Origin of the sequence: Paenibacillus pabuli NBRC 13638, from assembly GCF_001514495.1 — a bacterium.
Lineage (GTDB): Bacteria > Bacillota > Bacilli > Paenibacillales > Paenibacillaceae > Paenibacillus > Paenibacillus pabuli.
Genome location: NZ_BCNM01000011.1, coordinates 163,189 through 178,342, shown reverse-complemented (window position 1 = coordinate 178,342; position 15,154 = coordinate 163,189). Strand labels below are relative to the sequence as shown.

The following is a 15,154-nucleotide window of genomic DNA, read 5'->3' as shown; positions in this document are numbered from 1 at the left end:
GGGGAGTGCGAGTCGATGTGGTAGGTAATGTGAATGAAGTGCGAAAAATGGATATTGCGGGCCGATGTGTGGTGGTGATTGATGTGTTGCGAACGACAAGCACGATTGTAACGGCACTGGCTTATGATGCGGCAGATATAATCGCTGTAGAGACCGTTCCTCAAGCGAAACAATTGAACGTGCAGGATGCCATTCGTGGCGGGGAGCGTTTTGATAAAAAAATTACAGGATTCGAGGTGGGCAATTCCCCTTATGAATATATGACTCCCAGTATCGCGGGTAAGACCATTATTCTGACTACGACAGATGGTACACGTGCTCTGATCAAAGCATCCAAGGCCAGATATGTGTTCGCAGGCTCATTTCTCAATGTTAAGGCTGTGGCGGCTGTTCTGTGCGAACTCCGAAGGGACATCATGTTGTTATGTGCCGGGGATCAGGATGAGTTTGCGCTGGAAGATGGTTTATGTGCAGGCAGCATTATCGAAGAGCTGTACCAACAATCCCCTTTTCCAATCATGCTGAATGATCTGGGCTTGGCGCTCCATCAGGCTGCCACTAACGCCGAGGACAAATTGCCCGATCTGGTTAGAGTATCGTCTGGTGGGCGAAGGCTGGAGAGACTGGGCAGGATGCATGATGTAACCTACTGCACACAATTGAATTTGCTGGACTGTGTTCCCGAGATGGGGGAAGGACACCGAATGCAGCCTTATAAAGGATCTCGTAAAGAGCGGGTATTTCGATTGTTATAATAAACAAAAAAGGTGTACCGCTTCCCCTGATAGGGATTCAGTACACCTTTGGTATGTCTGGCTATATTACTGCTTTTATCTGCGAACTTGCGGTCCGCCAATCACAGCCTGCTCTGCCGTATCCAGGTCATACGCTGTGTGCAGTGCCTTGATTACATCATGAAGTTTCTCTCCATCGATAACACACGATACCTTAATTTCGGAAGTGCTGACCATCTTGATGCTTACGCCTTCACCAGAGATGACTTTGAACATCTTGGCAGCAACGCCCGGATGGCTAACCATTCCCGCACCAACGATCGAGACTTTAACAAGGTTTTCTTCGGAAGTGACTTCACGGTAAGGCAGGCGGCTGTGAAGGGCTTCAATGACGCGCAGTGCGTTCTCACGGTCAGACAGCGCAACAGAGAACGAGAAGTCAGCCTTACCGTCCATTACACCGCTCTGTACGATAATGTCGACATCCAGCTGTTCTGATGCAAGGGCACCAAATACTTCAGCGAGAACCCCCGGTACATCAGGTACACCCAGAATACTGATGCGAGCCACATTTTTGTCATAGGCAATTCCACTAACCACCACGCCTTGTTCCATTGTTGCTTCCTCCTTCACAACCGTTCCTTCATTATGGTTAAAGCTGGATCTTACGATCAAAGGCACACCAGAGTGCTTCGCGTATTCTACTGCACGCGGATGCAGCACTGCTGCTCCCAGGTTGGCCAGTTCCAGCATCTCGTCGTACGAAATTTCCTTCAGCTTGCGTGCAACTTTCACAATTCGCGGATCGGTGGAATATATCCCGTCCACATCTGTGTAGATCTCGCAAGCGTCTGCCTTGATGGCTGCTGCCAGGGCCACTGCCGTTGTATCGGAGCCTCCACGGCCAAGTGTCGTAATCTCGCCGTCTTCCGTCATGCCCTGGAAACCTGCAACGATAACGATATTACCTTCAGCCAACGCTTGATTCACCCGGTGCGGATGAATATCGTTAATCCGAGCTTTGCCGTGTACCGGCTCCGTCCGGAATCCCGCTTGCCAGCCCGTAAATGAAATGGCTTTGCGTCCCAGCGCCTGAATGGCCATGGATAACAATGAAATCGAGATCTGTTCTCCCGTAGTCAACAGCATATCCATCTCACGTGCAGGCAGTTCACTGTTCAGCTGTTTCGCCTGATCAATCAGATCATCCGTGGTATCCCCCATGGCCGAAACCACGACTACACACTGATGTCCTTCATCCGCTTTTTCTACAACACGTCCGGCTACACGCTTCATGCGCTCTGTATCTCCGACCGAGCTGCCCCCAAATTTCATGACGTACAATGACAACGCAAATCCACTCCCTACCTTGTGCAGTATGCATAATTGATGTCCACCGTCATTATTCTCTCCGAAAAATGACTTTAACCCAGTATATTACGAAAGTGTCTGATAGGCTAATCTTTTTTCGAAAAAACCCTCTGCCAAAAGAATGGCAGAGGGTTGAATTCATGCTTCATTTTAACTTACACCTTGTGAGAGTTACGCGCGGGATGAGTATTTACCTTCACGCGTATCGATCAACAGCACGTCGCCTTCGTTGATGAACAATGGCACTTGTACGTTCAGGCCAGTTTCCACTTTAGCGTTTTTGGTAGCACCTTGAGCTGTATTACCTTTAACGCTTGGCTCAGTCTCGATAACTTTCAACTCTACGCTTGTTGGCAGGTCGATACCGAGGATTTCACCTTGGTAGCTGACGATTTTTACGTTCATGTTTTCTTTCAGGAAGTTCAATTCCCACTCCAGTTGGTCACTTGTCAGTGTGAACTGGTCATACGTTTCGTTGTCCATGAACGTGTGCTCTGTACCGCTAGCATACAGGTAGGACACGCCACGATTTTCGATGATGGCACGGCCAATCGTTTCACCTGCACGGAATGTTTTCTCAACGGTGTTACCGTTGCGCAGGTTTTTCAGTTTGGAACGTACGAAGGCAGCACCTTTACCTGGTTTAACATGTTGGAAATCAAGTACGGTATAGATGTCATTGTCCACTTGTACGGTCAAGCCTGTTTTAAAATCGTTTACTGAAATCACAAAAAATCCCTCCTGATATGGTTGAAAAGTAGGTGATAAAAGACGATGGGTTAATTTAAGTTTGAAAAAGTCAAACCGTCATATTACACAGACCACTACGATGGCAGAACAACCTTCCGATCGCTGTTATCCCCAGATTTCTTTTTAATCCCTATCCTAATAGGGAGAAATCCGGTGATAAAGGCGAACGTTCCACTTCTTCAGGTTTTTTCTGCCCTCTCCGTTATTGTGGAATTTCAAGTTTACTTATTCAAAAGCATAAATTAAAAATCGTCTTATATCACCAGTGGCTGTAAATTAGCCGATTACGGTGAACTTCTTGTCTGATTTCGTTAAAATGTGAATACCTGTCTCGGTAATCACAACGTCATCCTCAATACGCACGCCGCCAAGGCCGTCAATGTAAATCCCCGGTTCAACGGTTACGACCATGCCCGGTTTCAGTACATCGTCGCTCAGCTTGGATAAACGAGGAGCCTCGTGCACTTCCATACCCAGGCCATGGCCTGTGCTGTGTCCGAATTGCTCTCCATATCCATATCCTGCAATGATATCACGTGCCAATGCATCCGCTTCCCGACCGGTCATACCCGGTTTCAGGTTCGCCAGCGTATGTAACTGGGCTTCCAGTACAATGTCGTAAATTTTACGAAGTTCAGGTACAGGCGTGCCAGTTGCGATGGTACGTGTCAGATCTGAACAGTATCCATCCAACAGTGCACCAAAGTCAAATGTAATTAACTCATTTTGTCCGATGACTTTGCTGCTTGCTACACCATGAGGCATAGCAGAACGTTCACCCGATGCAACGATTGTGTCGAACGAAGAGGAGGTTGCTCCATGTTTGCGCATGAAAAACTCCATCTCCAAATCCACTTCACGTTCAGTCATACCCGGTTTTGCAAATTGTAAAACATGACTGAAGGTTGCGTCTGCCAGATCCGCAGCTCTTTGCATTACAGCGATCTCATCTTCATCCTTGAATATGCGCAGTTGTTCCACAATCCCGGAAACAGCTTTTAATTCAATGGATTGAAGTGCTTCAGCATAAGCAGTATGCGTACCATAAGTAACATGATCCTGCTCAAAGCCAACCTGTTTGATATTCGCCGATGCCAGTAGTTCACGTACGGATTCCAATGGTTTCGGTCCATGTTCCACAACGGTAAATCCTTTGGCTTGTTGGGGTGCCTGTGTCATATAACGGAAATCGGTCAGCAAGAATGCTTCTTGTTCCGTAATCAGCACATATCCTGCTGAACCTGTAAAGCCTGTCATGTAACGACGGTTTATCGGATTTGTAATCAGCATAGCCGTGAGTTCATGTTCACGCATGGCCTCACGCAACTTATTTACTCGTTTGTTTTCCATCGGTAACCCTTCTTTCTCTCACATTCCCGGGTCCCCGGCTCAGGTTTGCTTGTCCAGATGACGCACGAGAGCCAGCAGCCCCAGTTCATAGCTTACTTCGCCAAATCCGGCAATTTGCCCGATTGTTTCAGCAGCAATTACGGAATGATGTCTGAATTCTTCGCGTGCATGAATGTTGGATAGATGTACTTCTACTGTAGGAACTTTCACGGCATTGATTGCATCACGCACTGCATAACTGTAATGAGTCAGCGCTCCGGCATTCAGCATAATTCCATCCGCATCGCCCATCGCTGCATGAATACGATCAATGATGTCCCCTTCATGATTGGATTGATAAAAAGCGATGGAGACGCCAAGATCCTCCGCCTGTCTGCGAATTCTATCTTCAATATCCTTCAGACTAAGCGTTCCATAGATGCCGGGTTCACGTACGCCGAGCATGTTCAGGTTCGGGCCATTGATTACTACAATCCGTTTCATAGCTGCTCCATCCTTTCTGCAAATAACCATCTGCTATTTTAACACAGCCATTGCCGGATTGAGAAGCTTTTTTGCGCTATACTCCCGCTTTCTCCGGCTCACGTTTCCGTTCATCTGTGAACTCCATGGCCACGGTATAGCCAATAAACAGTCCCCACAGCAAAAAGAAACAAATTTCAGTAATGATTGAATCCCAGGTCAAACGGTTCAAGGGTTTCACCATATCCAGTTTGGGACCTACCAGAACAAAGACAATGAGCCACCAAAAAATTCCGTAACCCATGCCTGGAAGCGGGCCATCCCATTTTTTTAACGTGAAGGTGTAGATCAAGGATGCGAGGACTGAAAATACAATAAAAAACAGCCACCCGGTCAGATGCCCTGCCGCAGTGTATATAAATTTATGTTTAAAAAAAGGTTCAGCCAAAAAACCCAATGGCACAATCGTAAAATGGAGCAAATAGAATAACCAGTGCAGACCTCCCCAGATAAAACCTGCAAAAAAACCGAGCTCCACTGCAAAGGGAAACGGCTTGGTGAAGTAATGGGCCTGGCCTTGACGCTGGGTAGGGCGGCTGCCCCGATCCTTTTGATTCCGTTCATCAGAACGTTTATTTTCCATACGTGATGTGCGTTCATCCTTATGTTCTGTCATTGATATTCTCCTTCACGTTCAGTTCGCGTCATTGGGGTTATAACCGAATTTTTGTCCTAACTCTACCGGGTAGTATGTACAAATCAGGGCAAACTTAACAACATCACCTCTGGATTGTCTCGTAAACTAGAAATTGCCTTCAAAATTCGATACAATAGGGTTATTAAACAGTCTTCGACCTTGAAGGCCAGAACAGAATAGGAAGGTGAATAATTTGCCTCAACAATCCAAGCCTGTCAGCTACGGGGGGCAAGCTGTCATTGAGGGCGTAATGTTCGGCGGTAAACATGTCAACGTTACTGCTGTTCGAAGAAAAGACGGCGAAATTACGTATCTGGAAGTCCCAAAGCAAGACAAGTCCTGGGTCATGAAATTGCGGCGGATTCCACTACTGCGCGGGATTGTCAGCATTATAGATTCGAGTGTCAAAGGCAGTAAACATCTCAATTATTCTGCTGACGCTTACGCTGATGATGAACTTGAACCCGAAGATAAAGCAAAGCAAAAAGAAAAAGAAGGCTCAGGTTGGAGCCTTAGCATGATTATTGGCGTCACCGCTGTAGCTATTCTTTCTTTCCTCTTCGGTAAAATTGTGCTTACGTTATTGCCCGTTGTCATTGAGAATTTTCTGTTCAAAAATGCATTCGACAATCAGTTTTTGCATAATTTACTGGAAGGCGGAATTAAGCTGATTCTGTTGCTTGCCTATCTGTGGTTGATTTCTCAGACCCCGATGATCAAACGTCTGTTCCAATACCACGGAGCAGAGCATAAAGTCATTAGTGCTCACGAAGCAGGAGAAGAGCTCACCCCGGATAATGTACAGAAATACAGCCGTCTGCATTACCGTTGCGGAAGCAGTTTTATTATGCTGACTGTCATTATTGGAGTATTCTTGTACTCGCTCTTCACATACGATAACCTATGGGAACGTATGGGGCAGCGGCTGTTGTTATTGCCAATAGTGCTCGGTATTTCGTTCGAATTGTTGAAGTTGACCAACTCACTACGTGACGTCCCTGTCCTTCGTTATCTCGGTTACCCGGGGCTGTGGCTGCAATTGCTGACAACCAAAGAACCAACGAATGAACAGGTGGAAGTATCCATTGCTTCGTTTAACCGTATGCGTGAATTGGATGCCAAGCTTGCAAACGTATCTGCCACTTCGGAAGTTCCTGTTGCAACATTTGATCCTGTGAAAGGGTGAATGATATGAAAAAGCAGGCCATCCTATTTTGGACGTTCATCGCACTGGCTGCTGTTGGAATCTTGACTAGTCTGTGGAGTAAAGGTGTATCCCAATTGGTGATACCTCTGATCGTGTTCGGAGTTGTTTTCCTGCTATATAAATATCCGCCTCGCCGCTGGGCGCGCAAGACATCATCACCGAAGATCAAGCCATCGGCTCGAACCATGGCTAAGGTTAATGCACAGTCCAGTGCCAGAAAAAGCAGCAGTTCTTCCAAAAAACGTAAAGATTATCCTTTCCAAGTCATTCAAGGGCAAAAGGGTAAAAGCGATGAAGACGTACCCAAGTATCACTAAATACGAATTTCAGCTGAACGCACAAAAAAGCAATTCTCCCGACAAGTGGAGAATTGCTTTTTTTTATTTTTTATACAGGGGTCAGGGGCGGTCTCTCCGCTGGTTTCTCTCTTAGCTCTCGTCGTTGTTTGTCCAGCTGTTCACCATAGATCTTGGTATTCCAACCCCTAAAAAATTCATTACCAGCGGTAACCCCGGATTGATATAAAGCGGTGCTGTCCTGCACGGAAAGATTAAATTCCGTAGGTTTAATACCAAGGGTGGGGATTTTCACAGTTCGAAAACGATTAATCTGTTCGATATACCGCTCGTCATGGGCAGTAAGCATCGTTTCCACCAGTGCCTGAAGCATACTGAGGGGCCCCTTGATTCGTGCTGGCTCTCCCTCCGTTTTCCCAACCATCTTGAAACCGACAACTGGGATAATGTCTCCACCACGTTCTGTACGCTCTCCGTCGAACAGCCAGAGTGGGAAATTACTCAATAAGGCCCCATCGACGATATAGACAAACTGGTCTGCAAAACGTAAACCTTTGGACAGGAGGGGGGATCTGCGAATCGCTACCGGATCGAAGAAATAGGGGATACTGCAGCTCATTCGTACCGCCTTGGCAACCTCCAGCTTCGCTGGCTCAATACCAAAGCGCTTGATATCGTCAGGCAATATTAATATAGTGCCATTGGAAATGTCTGATGCGATGATTGACAACTTGCCTGGAGGCAGATCAGCAAATGTCCGCACCCCTTTTTTTTTCAGCATATCGCGAATCCACGATTCCAGTGCTTCCCCGGAGTACAGTCCTTTCTTCAAAAATAATCTTGCAGCCGGTCCGATCCACCTTATATCAAATAGGTGAGAACGCCGCAGCAACGAGGCAAACGGGGTATTCTCAATAATCCCCTTCATCTCTTCAGCCGAATATCCCGCTGCGAGCAATGTCGCTACGATGGAGCCGGATGAAGTACCTGCCACCCGATTGAATTCAACTCCATGATCCTCAGCACTTTTCACTGCACCTGCGAGCGAAATTCCTTTTACGCCACCACCTTCAAATACCCCGTTAACTAACACAATAAAACCCCCGTTCTCCAGGCAGTCCATGCTACTACTGCCACTGTATGAGAATAGGGGTTGGTCTTATTACGTTAAATTGTTTTAGAGTCCATAATAGGCTTTTAGTTTGCCGATCAAACCGAGCGGATTTTTCGTCAGGTATTGTGAACTGAAGAAGATATCCCCCTTCACCGTATCATATTTTTCATTGTATATGAGTTGATCCACAATTTCCTGTGATGTTTGCCAACCAATTTCCGGTGTACCCAGCTTGTAGGGCGAGTGACCGATATACAATTTCACATTCGTATTTGCCACTTCATTGGCCCACCAGTCAACCACCTTGTCGTATCGTGCTGCACTAAGTGTCAAGCTCCAGTACACTTGTGGGGCAACATAGTCGATCCATTCCTGCTTAATCCACGTCCGTACATCTGCATTCATGCTATCATAAGCGGTTACTCCTGCTTTCGTATCGGAACCTGTCAAATCAACCGATTTGTTACGCCATACTCCAAAGGGACTAATTCCATATTCAACGCCCGATTTCACGTTATGAATGCTCTCTCCGAGCTGCTTGACGAATTGGTTGATATTATCACGGCGCCATTCTGCACGATCTTTTGTATTCAATGTGTTGTACGCATTGAACGCAGCGTCATCATTGAATGTGACATTGGACGGATAGAAATAGTCATCCAGATGAACACCATCAACATTATACTGATTAACCACTTCCATGATGGAATCAATGATATGCTGTCTCGCTTCCGGAATACCTGGATTAATATACAACTTGCCGGATGCGTTCACGATCCAGTCCGGGTGGAGTTTGGATACATGATTGGAGGCAAGTCCGGTAGTACTTGCCGAATTGGTTGCGCGGAATGGGTTGAACCACGCATGAAATTCAAGGCCACGTTGGTGAGCTTCCTCGATCATGAATGCAAGTGGATCATACCCTGGATCTTTCCCCTGTGTTCCCGTAAGAACACTGTTCCATGGTACCAGACTTGATGGATAGATTGCATCCCCATTGGCTCGGACTTGAACAAATACAGCGTTAATCCCCATGTCTTTTAACGTGTCAAGCTGCTGAATGTACTCGAGCTTTTGTTTCTCTATATTTCCTTTGGCACCGGACGAAGGCCAGTCTCCGTTTACGGTTGAGATCCAGGCTCCTCGCATCTCATCTGTATTCGGTGTATTTCCTGTGCCTCCAGGTTCTGCGGGGGTAACAGGAGTAGGATTAGGCTCATTCCCTGTTGTCAGATCTATCGTCTGCGCAGACTGGTTCCAGGTCACCTGAATTCCAAGATTTTCACTGACAAATCGAATCGGCACCATGACACGGCCCTGCTTTAACTCCACTGAAGCATCAAGATCCACTACCGCACGATCCACCGTTGCCTGCTGGCGTCCATTCGTCATCGTAATGGTTGAATCGGATTTCTTGATGGTAACGGTGCGCGTAGCTTGAGACCATAGGACAGACGCCCCCAGTCCTTCGCTAATGACCCGAAGGGGCACCATGGTTACATTGACTTTCGATAAAATGTAAGGTGATACATCCGATTCCAAACGTTGACCATCCAGATAAATGACAATTTCCTTTTGACTGGCTGCTTGTGCCGTCAGACCTGCTGATTGTAAACCTAAAACAAAAATAAGCAGCAGCATTAATCCTTTACGAAACTTCATCAGTACAATCCTCCAAAATAATTATAAATTCGCGGCAAATTCTGCTAGTTTAATAGACGCTTCAACGGTTTGTTTAGTTGCGAATTTATCACCAAATTTTGGACAAAAAAAGCAAAAAGATGCTTCCCTGCCCTTTTCATGGCGAGAAACATCTTCTGATTTTGGATAAATAGCATTTCAATTTTCAAAGCAGGATCTGGCTTATCAGTCTAGGATTCCGTATTGCTCATGACATCCTGAATACTTTTCAGATCGCGTAATCGACTTTCATCCTGGCGGAAGTATTCAACCAAAGACTCGATACAGGTAATGGAATCCCAACTGAGATGGTGTTCAATCCCTTCAACATCCTGGTAAATATTTTCCTCCTGAACACCAATTGTCGTCAAAAATTGTTCAAGCAGATGATGGCGCTCCATCAAACGTTTGCCCATCTTTTTGCCTTTTGGCGTAAGCACCAGCCCGCGGTACTTTTCATAGATCAGGTACTCGTCTTTGTCCAGCTTTTGGATCATCTTCGTCACTGATGAAGGATGCACTTCCAAACCTTCAGCTATATCAGACACACGAGCATAGCCCTTTTCATCAATTAATTTGTATATACGCTCCAAATAATCTTCCATACTGGGCGTTGGCATCTGCTTCCCTCTCTTCTCTCTGACCGACAATATTCTTGCCTGGTCCCTATCTTATAATGATACATGTTATCAATATGCATTGGCAAGTCCTGCACCGTTCCTTCACCTTTTACTGTATCAAGCACTACTCATTATTTAGCAGGCATTCCTTAACGCAAGTATTGGCAAGGCTGACTTATCTGCAAACGAGGCAAACTAAGCAATGTTCCGTAATGAAAGGAGTGATTTCGTGAGTACAAGTGTAGCGCATCCACCCGTTCGCAAAACAAAAGGCACTAAACCCTTTATTCCCGATTTGGTGTACTTTGAACCCGGAGCGCTGGAATATGAGAAAGGCAAACGGATTATGGAATGGGTTACCTCGAGGGATATTCCATATCAAATGACAACATCTCATAATCGAATTACCAATCTCCCCGGTGAAACGGAACAGGAAAAGTACCGGATGGCCAAACGAACCCTTGTCGTTGGTGTACGTAAAACACTCAAGTTTGACCAATCGAAGCCATCAGCCGAATACGCGATTCCCATCTCCACAGGCTGTATGGGCCACTGTCATTATTGTTATCTGCAAACGACGCTCGGGGCCAAACCTTATGTCCGTGTCTATGTGAACACGGAAGAGATCATTCAGGCAGCCAAAGGATACATCGAGGAACGTGCACCTGAACTCACTCGTTTCGAAGCGGCGTGTACATCCGATCCGGTAGGCCTGGAGCATATTACGGGAAACCTTGGTGACCTGATTCGTTTTATGGCGGAAGAGGAACACGGGCGACTTCGTTTTGTAACCAAATATCATCATGTAGAGCCTTTATTAAACATCAAGCATAACGGACACACGCGTATCCGTTTCAGTGTGAATTCCGATTATGTGATCAAAAATTTTGAGCCAGCCACCTCACGGTTTGAAGAACGTATAGAAGCCGCAGGCAAAATAGCTCATGCCGGTTATCCGCTCGGATTCATTATTGCCCCAATTATGTGGTACGACGGGTGGGAAGAAGGATATAGCGAGCTTTTACAAAAGCTTGCCGATACACTTCCTGAAGAAGCCACCAAGGATTTAACCTTTGAGATGATCCAGCATCGTTTTACCAAAACAGCAAAAGCCACCATTGAGAAACGTTACCCCAAAACCAAGCTTGAGATGGATATCGAAAAGCGCAAAATGAAATGGGGCCGCTGGGGCCAGTATAAATATGTGTATAAGGATGACCAGCAGGATGCCTTGCGGGAATTCATTACCGAACGGATTTTCGAGCATTTCCCACTGGCCAACATTGATTACTTCACTTAAAACATAAATGCATAGAACATATGGACTGCCAAACAGGGTCTGATTAAAAAAGCAGGTTACATGAGCCAGAATGGTCTGGGGCATGCAGCCTGCTTTTTACTTATTTAGATGAGGGATGAAAATTCCCAGTTTAGATAATCATCCAATCAGGGGTAATTTGCTGCAGCCAGATCGTAATTTTGGTCATCTGATCCGTAAATAACAGTACACCGAGGAACAGCATTAATGCGCCCCCAACCTTCATCATGATATTGGAGTATCTCAAAATCCATCGTGTAGATCCGATGAAAAAGGCCAGTATGAAAAAAGGTAATGCAAATCCGGCCGTGTAGCCCGTAATCAATGCCAACCAGGTCGTCGGCTCACTCGCAGCCATCGCGATAATAGCGGTCAGGATGGGTCCAATACAGGGTGACCAGCCTGCTGAGAAACCAATGCCAAATATAAACGAGCCCAAGTAACCCGCTGGCTTCCATTTCATATCCATCTTGCGCTCTTTCATCAGAAACTGCGGTTTGAACAAACCAAGCAAGAATAAACCCATTAACATAATCAGGATCGCGGATAATTGACGAATGAGATCACGGTTATCATTAAAAAATTGACCAAACAACCCGGCTCCCAGGCCCAGCGAATAAAACACAGCCGAGAAGCCCAAAATAAACGCCAGCGTATGAGTCAATGTCTTGAAACGAACTTCACGCTGATTGCGTTCATCCTTCAACCGTTGTACCGTCATGCCTGTAATGTAAGAGAGGTACGAAGGATACAACGGAAGACAGCATGGCGATATAAACGAAGCTAATCCTGCTACAAAAGCCAGCCATACATTAACATCAGGCATGAAGCGGATATCTCCCTTCCCTGGGGCTCACTTGCTCATGTTCAGACTCAGGCTCGGAACCCTTTTTTTCCAATCATCGTAAGAATCAGCATCATGATAAGCAAAAGTACAATCGTCGCTCCCGGTGCAAGGTTCCAGATCCCGGCCACAACCAGTCCAATGACCACTGCGATTTCCCCAATAACCACGGACAATATAATTGCCGATTTGAAACTCCGTGCCATGAGCAAGCTTACAGCTACCGGAATGGTCAGCAATGCCGATACCAGCAATGCACCCACAATTTTAATCGCCGTACTAATGACAAGTGCTGTCATTACGGTAATCAGCATATTCAGCAGTTTAACAGGCAATCCGGTAACCGCTGCGGCATCTTCCTCAAAGCTGAGCAGGAAAAACTCTTTATGTAACAGCGCTACGACGATGACCACGATCAGCGTGACCACACCAACCAGCTTCAAATCCGTGGAGTCTAGTGTGTAAATACTGCCAAACAGGTAACTCATAACATCTGTATTATATCCTTTGCCCAGCGTAAAGAACAACGAAGCCAACGCAACTCCACCGGACATGATGATGGCAATCGATAATTCGGCGTAACTTTTATACGCCTTACGAAGTTTCTCGATGGCAAATGAAGCGAGCACGGCAAAAATAAGCCCCACCGCAATCGGATATACTTCAATCAGGAATCCGAGGGCAACTCCGGCAATCGTCACATGAGACAGGGTGTCCCCGATCATGGATAAACGTCGCAGCACCAGAAACAATCCGATCAGGGGTGCGGTGATGCCGATTAGCAATCCCCCTGCCAGCGCCCGCTGAAAAAAATCACTCATTAAAATTTCCAAAACACACACGACTCCTTCGGCCTTGCTCTAATCTGGTTGCGCACTCTCGTCTAACGCACCTGGGTGGTGGTATGCTGCAAATTCGTCTCAGCACAATCCTCCACCTCATGGGAATGACGGACATGGAAATGAATTTTCCCGTTCGTCACTGCTGCTTTGGCACCAAGGTAACTCTCCATCCGGTCCATATCATGTGATACCATCAGGAATGTCATCCGATGATGTTCATGCATATGGGTAATCAGTTCAAAAAAGCTTGCCTGGGATTCGGCATCAATGCCCACCGTCGGTTCGTCCAGAATCAGCAGATCAGGATGATTAATAAGCGCCCGTGCCAAAAACACACGCTGCTGCTGTCCGCCGGACAGTTGTCCGATCCGTTTGTTCGCCAGATCCTCAATCCGCATCACTTGCAGGGCATCGGTGCACTGCTGCTGACATTTACGGGACATTCGGCGAAACATATTTTTGTTATTGTACAAGCCGGACATCACGACTTCCCGTACCGTCGCAGGGAATAATGGGTTAAAAGCGTTCTTTTGCGGAACATAACCAATCCGTTCCCAATCCTTGAATCGACGGATCGACTGTCCGAATAGCTTGATATCTCCCTCGGCTGGAGGCAACAGTCCAACCAGCATCCGCAGTAATGTCGTTTTGCCTGCTCCGTTTGAACCGATAATCCCGACAAAATCCCTTTCCTGAACCATAAAATCAAGATTTTCAATCACCCGCTGGTCACCGTAGGAAAAGGATAGTTTCTCGATCTCTATAATTGGATCATGACACAATGGCATGATTTGCTGCATGGCAAAGCCGCCCTTCATTATATATAAGGATTGCATGGCGAATCCTTCGGTCTATCTTATTTTAATGCGATCAGCAGATTTTGCAAATTTTTCTCCATCAGGGTGAAATAATCATCCCCGTTGGCAGCCTGTTCTTTGGTTAAACCTTCTACCGGATTCAGAACCATTGTCTCTACACCCGCTTCATTCGCAAGGGTTTTTGCCAGTTTGTCAGATACCAGCTCTTCGAAGAAAATGTATTTAATCCCTTCATCCTTCACCAACTTGGCCAAGTTCACAATATCTTGACCTGTGGGCTCCGCATCTGGAGAAAGCCCCATAATGGCATGCTGAGTCAATCCATAATCACGTGCAAGGTATCCAAACGCTTGGTGTGATACGACAATTTCCTTATTGGGTAAGCTCGACAATTCGTCTGTAAAGTGCTGATCCAGTGTTTCCAGCTTGCCCCGCAGCTCTTTGTAGCGTTGTTCATATCCTTCTTTATGTGCAGGGTCTACTTCAACCAGGCTGTTCTTGATATTCTCAGCCATCACCATTGCCGATTTCGGACTTACCCATGTATGGGGGTCCACATGATGGTCTGCTATATCTCCTGCATTGGCTTCATCTGCATGTTCATCACTATGATCATCGACCTCTTCTTCACCATGACCATGTCCATCATCACCTTCAGCAGTCAATAGAGTAACCCCTTCACTTACAGCAACTGACTTCACTTGGGTATCGCTATTCAGTGACTTTAGGAAGTTGGGAACCCATCCTTCCAGACCTGCACCATTGTATAGGAACAACTGGGCTTTGGATGTATTCACAATGTCTTGGCTCTTCGGCGTCCAGTCATGTGGTTCTACACCTGTTGGCAGTAAATTAATGACATTCGCATCTTCCCCGCCAATTGTCGCCGTAAATGCATAGACAGGATAGAAGCTCGTGATCACATTCACTTTACCTTCCACCAGCTTGGCACTCTCCGAATTATTCTGACCGCATGCCGACAAAATAAGCAAACTAAGAACAAGCAGACCGCTGAGCAACCATTTCATATGCCTTCTTCTACCTGTCTCCA

16 protein-coding genes are annotated in these 15,154 nt (G+C 46.3%); 4 read left to right on the top strand and 12 right to left on the bottom strand.

Annotated elements, in window-relative coordinates:
• Positions 1 to 5: 5 nt before the first annotated feature.
• The gene (locus tag PPA03S_RS16335; protein ID WP_062324355.1) at positions 6 to 755 is read left to right on the top strand and encodes a 2-phosphosulfolactate phosphatase; all 750 of its coding nucleotides are present in this window, start codon (positions 6 to 8) and stop codon (positions 753 to 755) included.
• A 75-nt stretch (positions 756 to 830) separates the two neighbouring features.
• Here PPA03S_RS16335 and PPA03S_RS16330 read toward each other — a convergent pair whose 3' ends face one another.
• The 5 genes from PPA03S_RS16330 to PPA03S_RS16310 form a co-directional block, all read right to left on the bottom strand.
• Entirely contained in the window at positions 831 to 2,084 is a 1,254-nt protein-coding gene (locus PPA03S_RS16330; protein WP_062324354.1) for an aspartate kinase, read from the bottom strand.
• Positions 2,085 to 2,276: 192 nt separating this feature from the next.
• Positions 2,277 to 2,834: an elongation factor P gene (gene efp, locus PPA03S_RS16325; RefSeq protein ID WP_024631007.1), complete on the bottom strand. Its 558-nt coding sequence runs from the start codon at positions 2,832 to 2,834 to the stop codon at positions 2,277 to 2,279.
• Positions 2,835 to 3,131: 297 nt separating this feature from the next.
• A complete protein-coding gene (locus tag PPA03S_RS16320; RefSeq protein WP_062324353.1) occupies positions 3,132 to 4,205 on the bottom strand; it encodes a M24 family metallopeptidase in 1,074 nt (357 codons plus the stop codon).
• A 39-nt stretch (positions 4,206 to 4,244) separates the two neighbouring features.
• Positions 4,245 to 4,688: a type II 3-dehydroquinate dehydratase gene (gene aroQ, locus PPA03S_RS16315; protein ID WP_062324352.1), complete on the bottom strand. Its 444-nt coding sequence runs from the start codon at positions 4,686 to 4,688 to the stop codon at positions 4,245 to 4,247.
• 76 nt (positions 4,689 to 4,764) lie between these two features.
• Positions 4,765 to 5,343: a YqhR family membrane protein gene (locus tag PPA03S_RS16310; RefSeq protein WP_082704180.1), complete on the bottom strand. Its 579-nt coding sequence runs from the start codon at positions 5,341 to 5,343 to the stop codon at positions 4,765 to 4,767.
• A 214-nt stretch (positions 5,344 to 5,557) separates the two neighbouring features.
• Between PPA03S_RS16310 and PPA03S_RS16305 the strand changes: the two genes are divergently transcribed.
• Together PPA03S_RS16305 and PPA03S_RS16300 are read left to right on the top strand one after the other, a co-directional pair.
• Positions 5,558 to 6,550, top strand: coding sequence for a DUF1385 domain-containing protein (locus PPA03S_RS16305; protein WP_062324351.1), 993 nt, complete (start codon positions 5,558 to 5,560; stop codon positions 6,548 to 6,550).
• Between the two features lie 5 nt (positions 6,551 to 6,555).
• Positions 6,556 to 6,888, top strand: coding sequence for a hypothetical protein (locus PPA03S_RS16300; RefSeq protein WP_062324350.1), 333 nt, complete (start codon positions 6,556 to 6,558; stop codon positions 6,886 to 6,888).
• Positions 6,889 to 6,958: 70 nt separating this feature from the next.
• Here PPA03S_RS16300 and PPA03S_RS16295 read toward each other — a convergent pair whose 3' ends face one another.
• The 3 genes from PPA03S_RS16295 to mntR all read right to left on the bottom strand — a co-directional run bounded on the left by PPA03S_RS16295 (position 6,959) and on the right by mntR (position 10,281).
• A complete protein-coding gene (locus PPA03S_RS16295; RefSeq protein ID WP_062324436.1) occupies positions 6,959 to 7,960 on the bottom strand; it encodes a patatin-like phospholipase family protein in 1,002 nt (333 codons plus the stop codon).
• 84 nt (positions 7,961 to 8,044) lie between these two features.
• Complete coding sequence (locus tag PPA03S_RS16290) at positions 8,045 to 9,643, bottom strand: family 10 glycosylhydrolase (protein WP_062324349.1); 1,599 nt, start codon at positions 9,641 to 9,643, stop codon at positions 8,045 to 8,047.
• A 209-nt stretch (positions 9,644 to 9,852) separates the two neighbouring features.
• Positions 9,853 to 10,281, bottom strand: coding sequence for a transcriptional regulator MntR (gene mntR, locus PPA03S_RS16285; protein ID WP_062324348.1), 429 nt, complete (start codon positions 10,279 to 10,281; stop codon positions 9,853 to 9,855).
• A gap of 229 nt (positions 10,282 to 10,510) precedes the next feature.
• Between mntR and splB the strand changes: the two genes are divergently transcribed.
• A complete protein-coding gene (splB, locus tag PPA03S_RS16280; RefSeq protein ID WP_062324347.1) occupies positions 10,511 to 11,581 on the top strand; it encodes a spore photoproduct lyase in 1,071 nt (356 codons plus the stop codon).
• A gap of 130 nt (positions 11,582 to 11,711) precedes the next feature.
• On the opposite strand, the gene PPA03S_RS16275 is transcribed toward splB, so the two are convergent.
• Genes PPA03S_RS16275 through PPA03S_RS16260 form a run of 4 tightly spaced genes read right to left on the bottom strand, consistent with a single transcriptional unit; the run spans position 11,712 to position 15,131 of the window.
• On the bottom strand, positions 11,712 to 12,425 hold the full coding sequence (locus PPA03S_RS16275; RefSeq protein WP_062324346.1) for a cytochrome c biogenesis CcdA family protein: 714 nt from the start codon (positions 12,423 to 12,425) through the stop codon (positions 11,712 to 11,714).
• A 47-nt stretch (positions 12,426 to 12,472) separates the two neighbouring features.
• On the bottom strand, positions 12,473 to 13,276 hold the full coding sequence (locus PPA03S_RS16270; protein ID WP_024631018.1) for a metal ABC transporter permease: 804 nt from the start codon (positions 13,274 to 13,276) through the stop codon (positions 12,473 to 12,475).
• A gap of 50 nt (positions 13,277 to 13,326) precedes the next feature.
• The gene (locus PPA03S_RS16265) at positions 13,327 to 14,103 is read right to left on the bottom strand and encodes a metal ABC transporter ATP-binding protein (RefSeq protein ID WP_245683639.1); all 777 of its coding nucleotides are present in this window, start codon (positions 14,101 to 14,103) and stop codon (positions 13,327 to 13,329) included.
• Between the two features lie 38 nt (positions 14,104 to 14,141).
• On the bottom strand, positions 14,142 to 15,131 hold the full coding sequence (locus PPA03S_RS16260) for a metal ABC transporter solute-binding protein, Zn/Mn family (RefSeq protein WP_062324345.1): 990 nt from the start codon (positions 15,129 to 15,131) through the stop codon (positions 14,142 to 14,144).
• Between the last annotated feature and the right edge of the window lie 23 nt (positions 15,132 to 15,154).

Coding starts and splice junctions, on each gene's coding strand:
- aroQ (WP_062324352.1), bottom strand. CDS start 4,688: ATGAAACGGATTGTAGTAATCAATGGCCCGAACCTGAACATGCTCGGC.
- PPA03S_RS16290 (WP_062324349.1), bottom strand. CDS start 9,643: ATGAAGTTTCGTAAAGGATTAATGCTGCTGCTTATTTTTGTTTTAGGT.
- PPA03S_RS16265 (WP_245683639.1), bottom strand. CDS start 14,103: ATGAAGGGCGGCTTTGCCATGCAGCAAATCATGCCATTGTGTCATGAT.
- mntR (WP_062324348.1), bottom strand. CDS start 10,281: ATGCCAACGCCCAGTATGGAAGATTATTTGGAGCGTATATACAAATTA.
- PPA03S_RS16275 (WP_062324346.1), bottom strand. CDS start 12,425: ATGCCTGATGTTAATGTATGGCTGGCTTTTGTAGCAGGATTAGCTTCG.
- PPA03S_RS16320 (WP_062324353.1), bottom strand. CDS start 4,205: ATGGAAAACAAACGAGTAAATAAGTTGCGTGAGGCCATGCGTGAACAT.
- PPA03S_RS16300 (WP_062324350.1), top strand. CDS start 6,556: ATGAAAAAGCAGGCCATCCTATTTTGGACGTTCATCGCACTGGCTGCT.
- PPA03S_RS16310 (WP_082704180.1), bottom strand. CDS start 5,343: ATGACAGAACATAAGGATGAACGCACATCACGTATGGAAAATAAACGT.
- PPA03S_RS16260 (WP_062324345.1), bottom strand. CDS start 15,131: ATGAAATGGTTGCTCAGCGGTCTGCTTGTTCTTAGTTTGCTTATTTTG.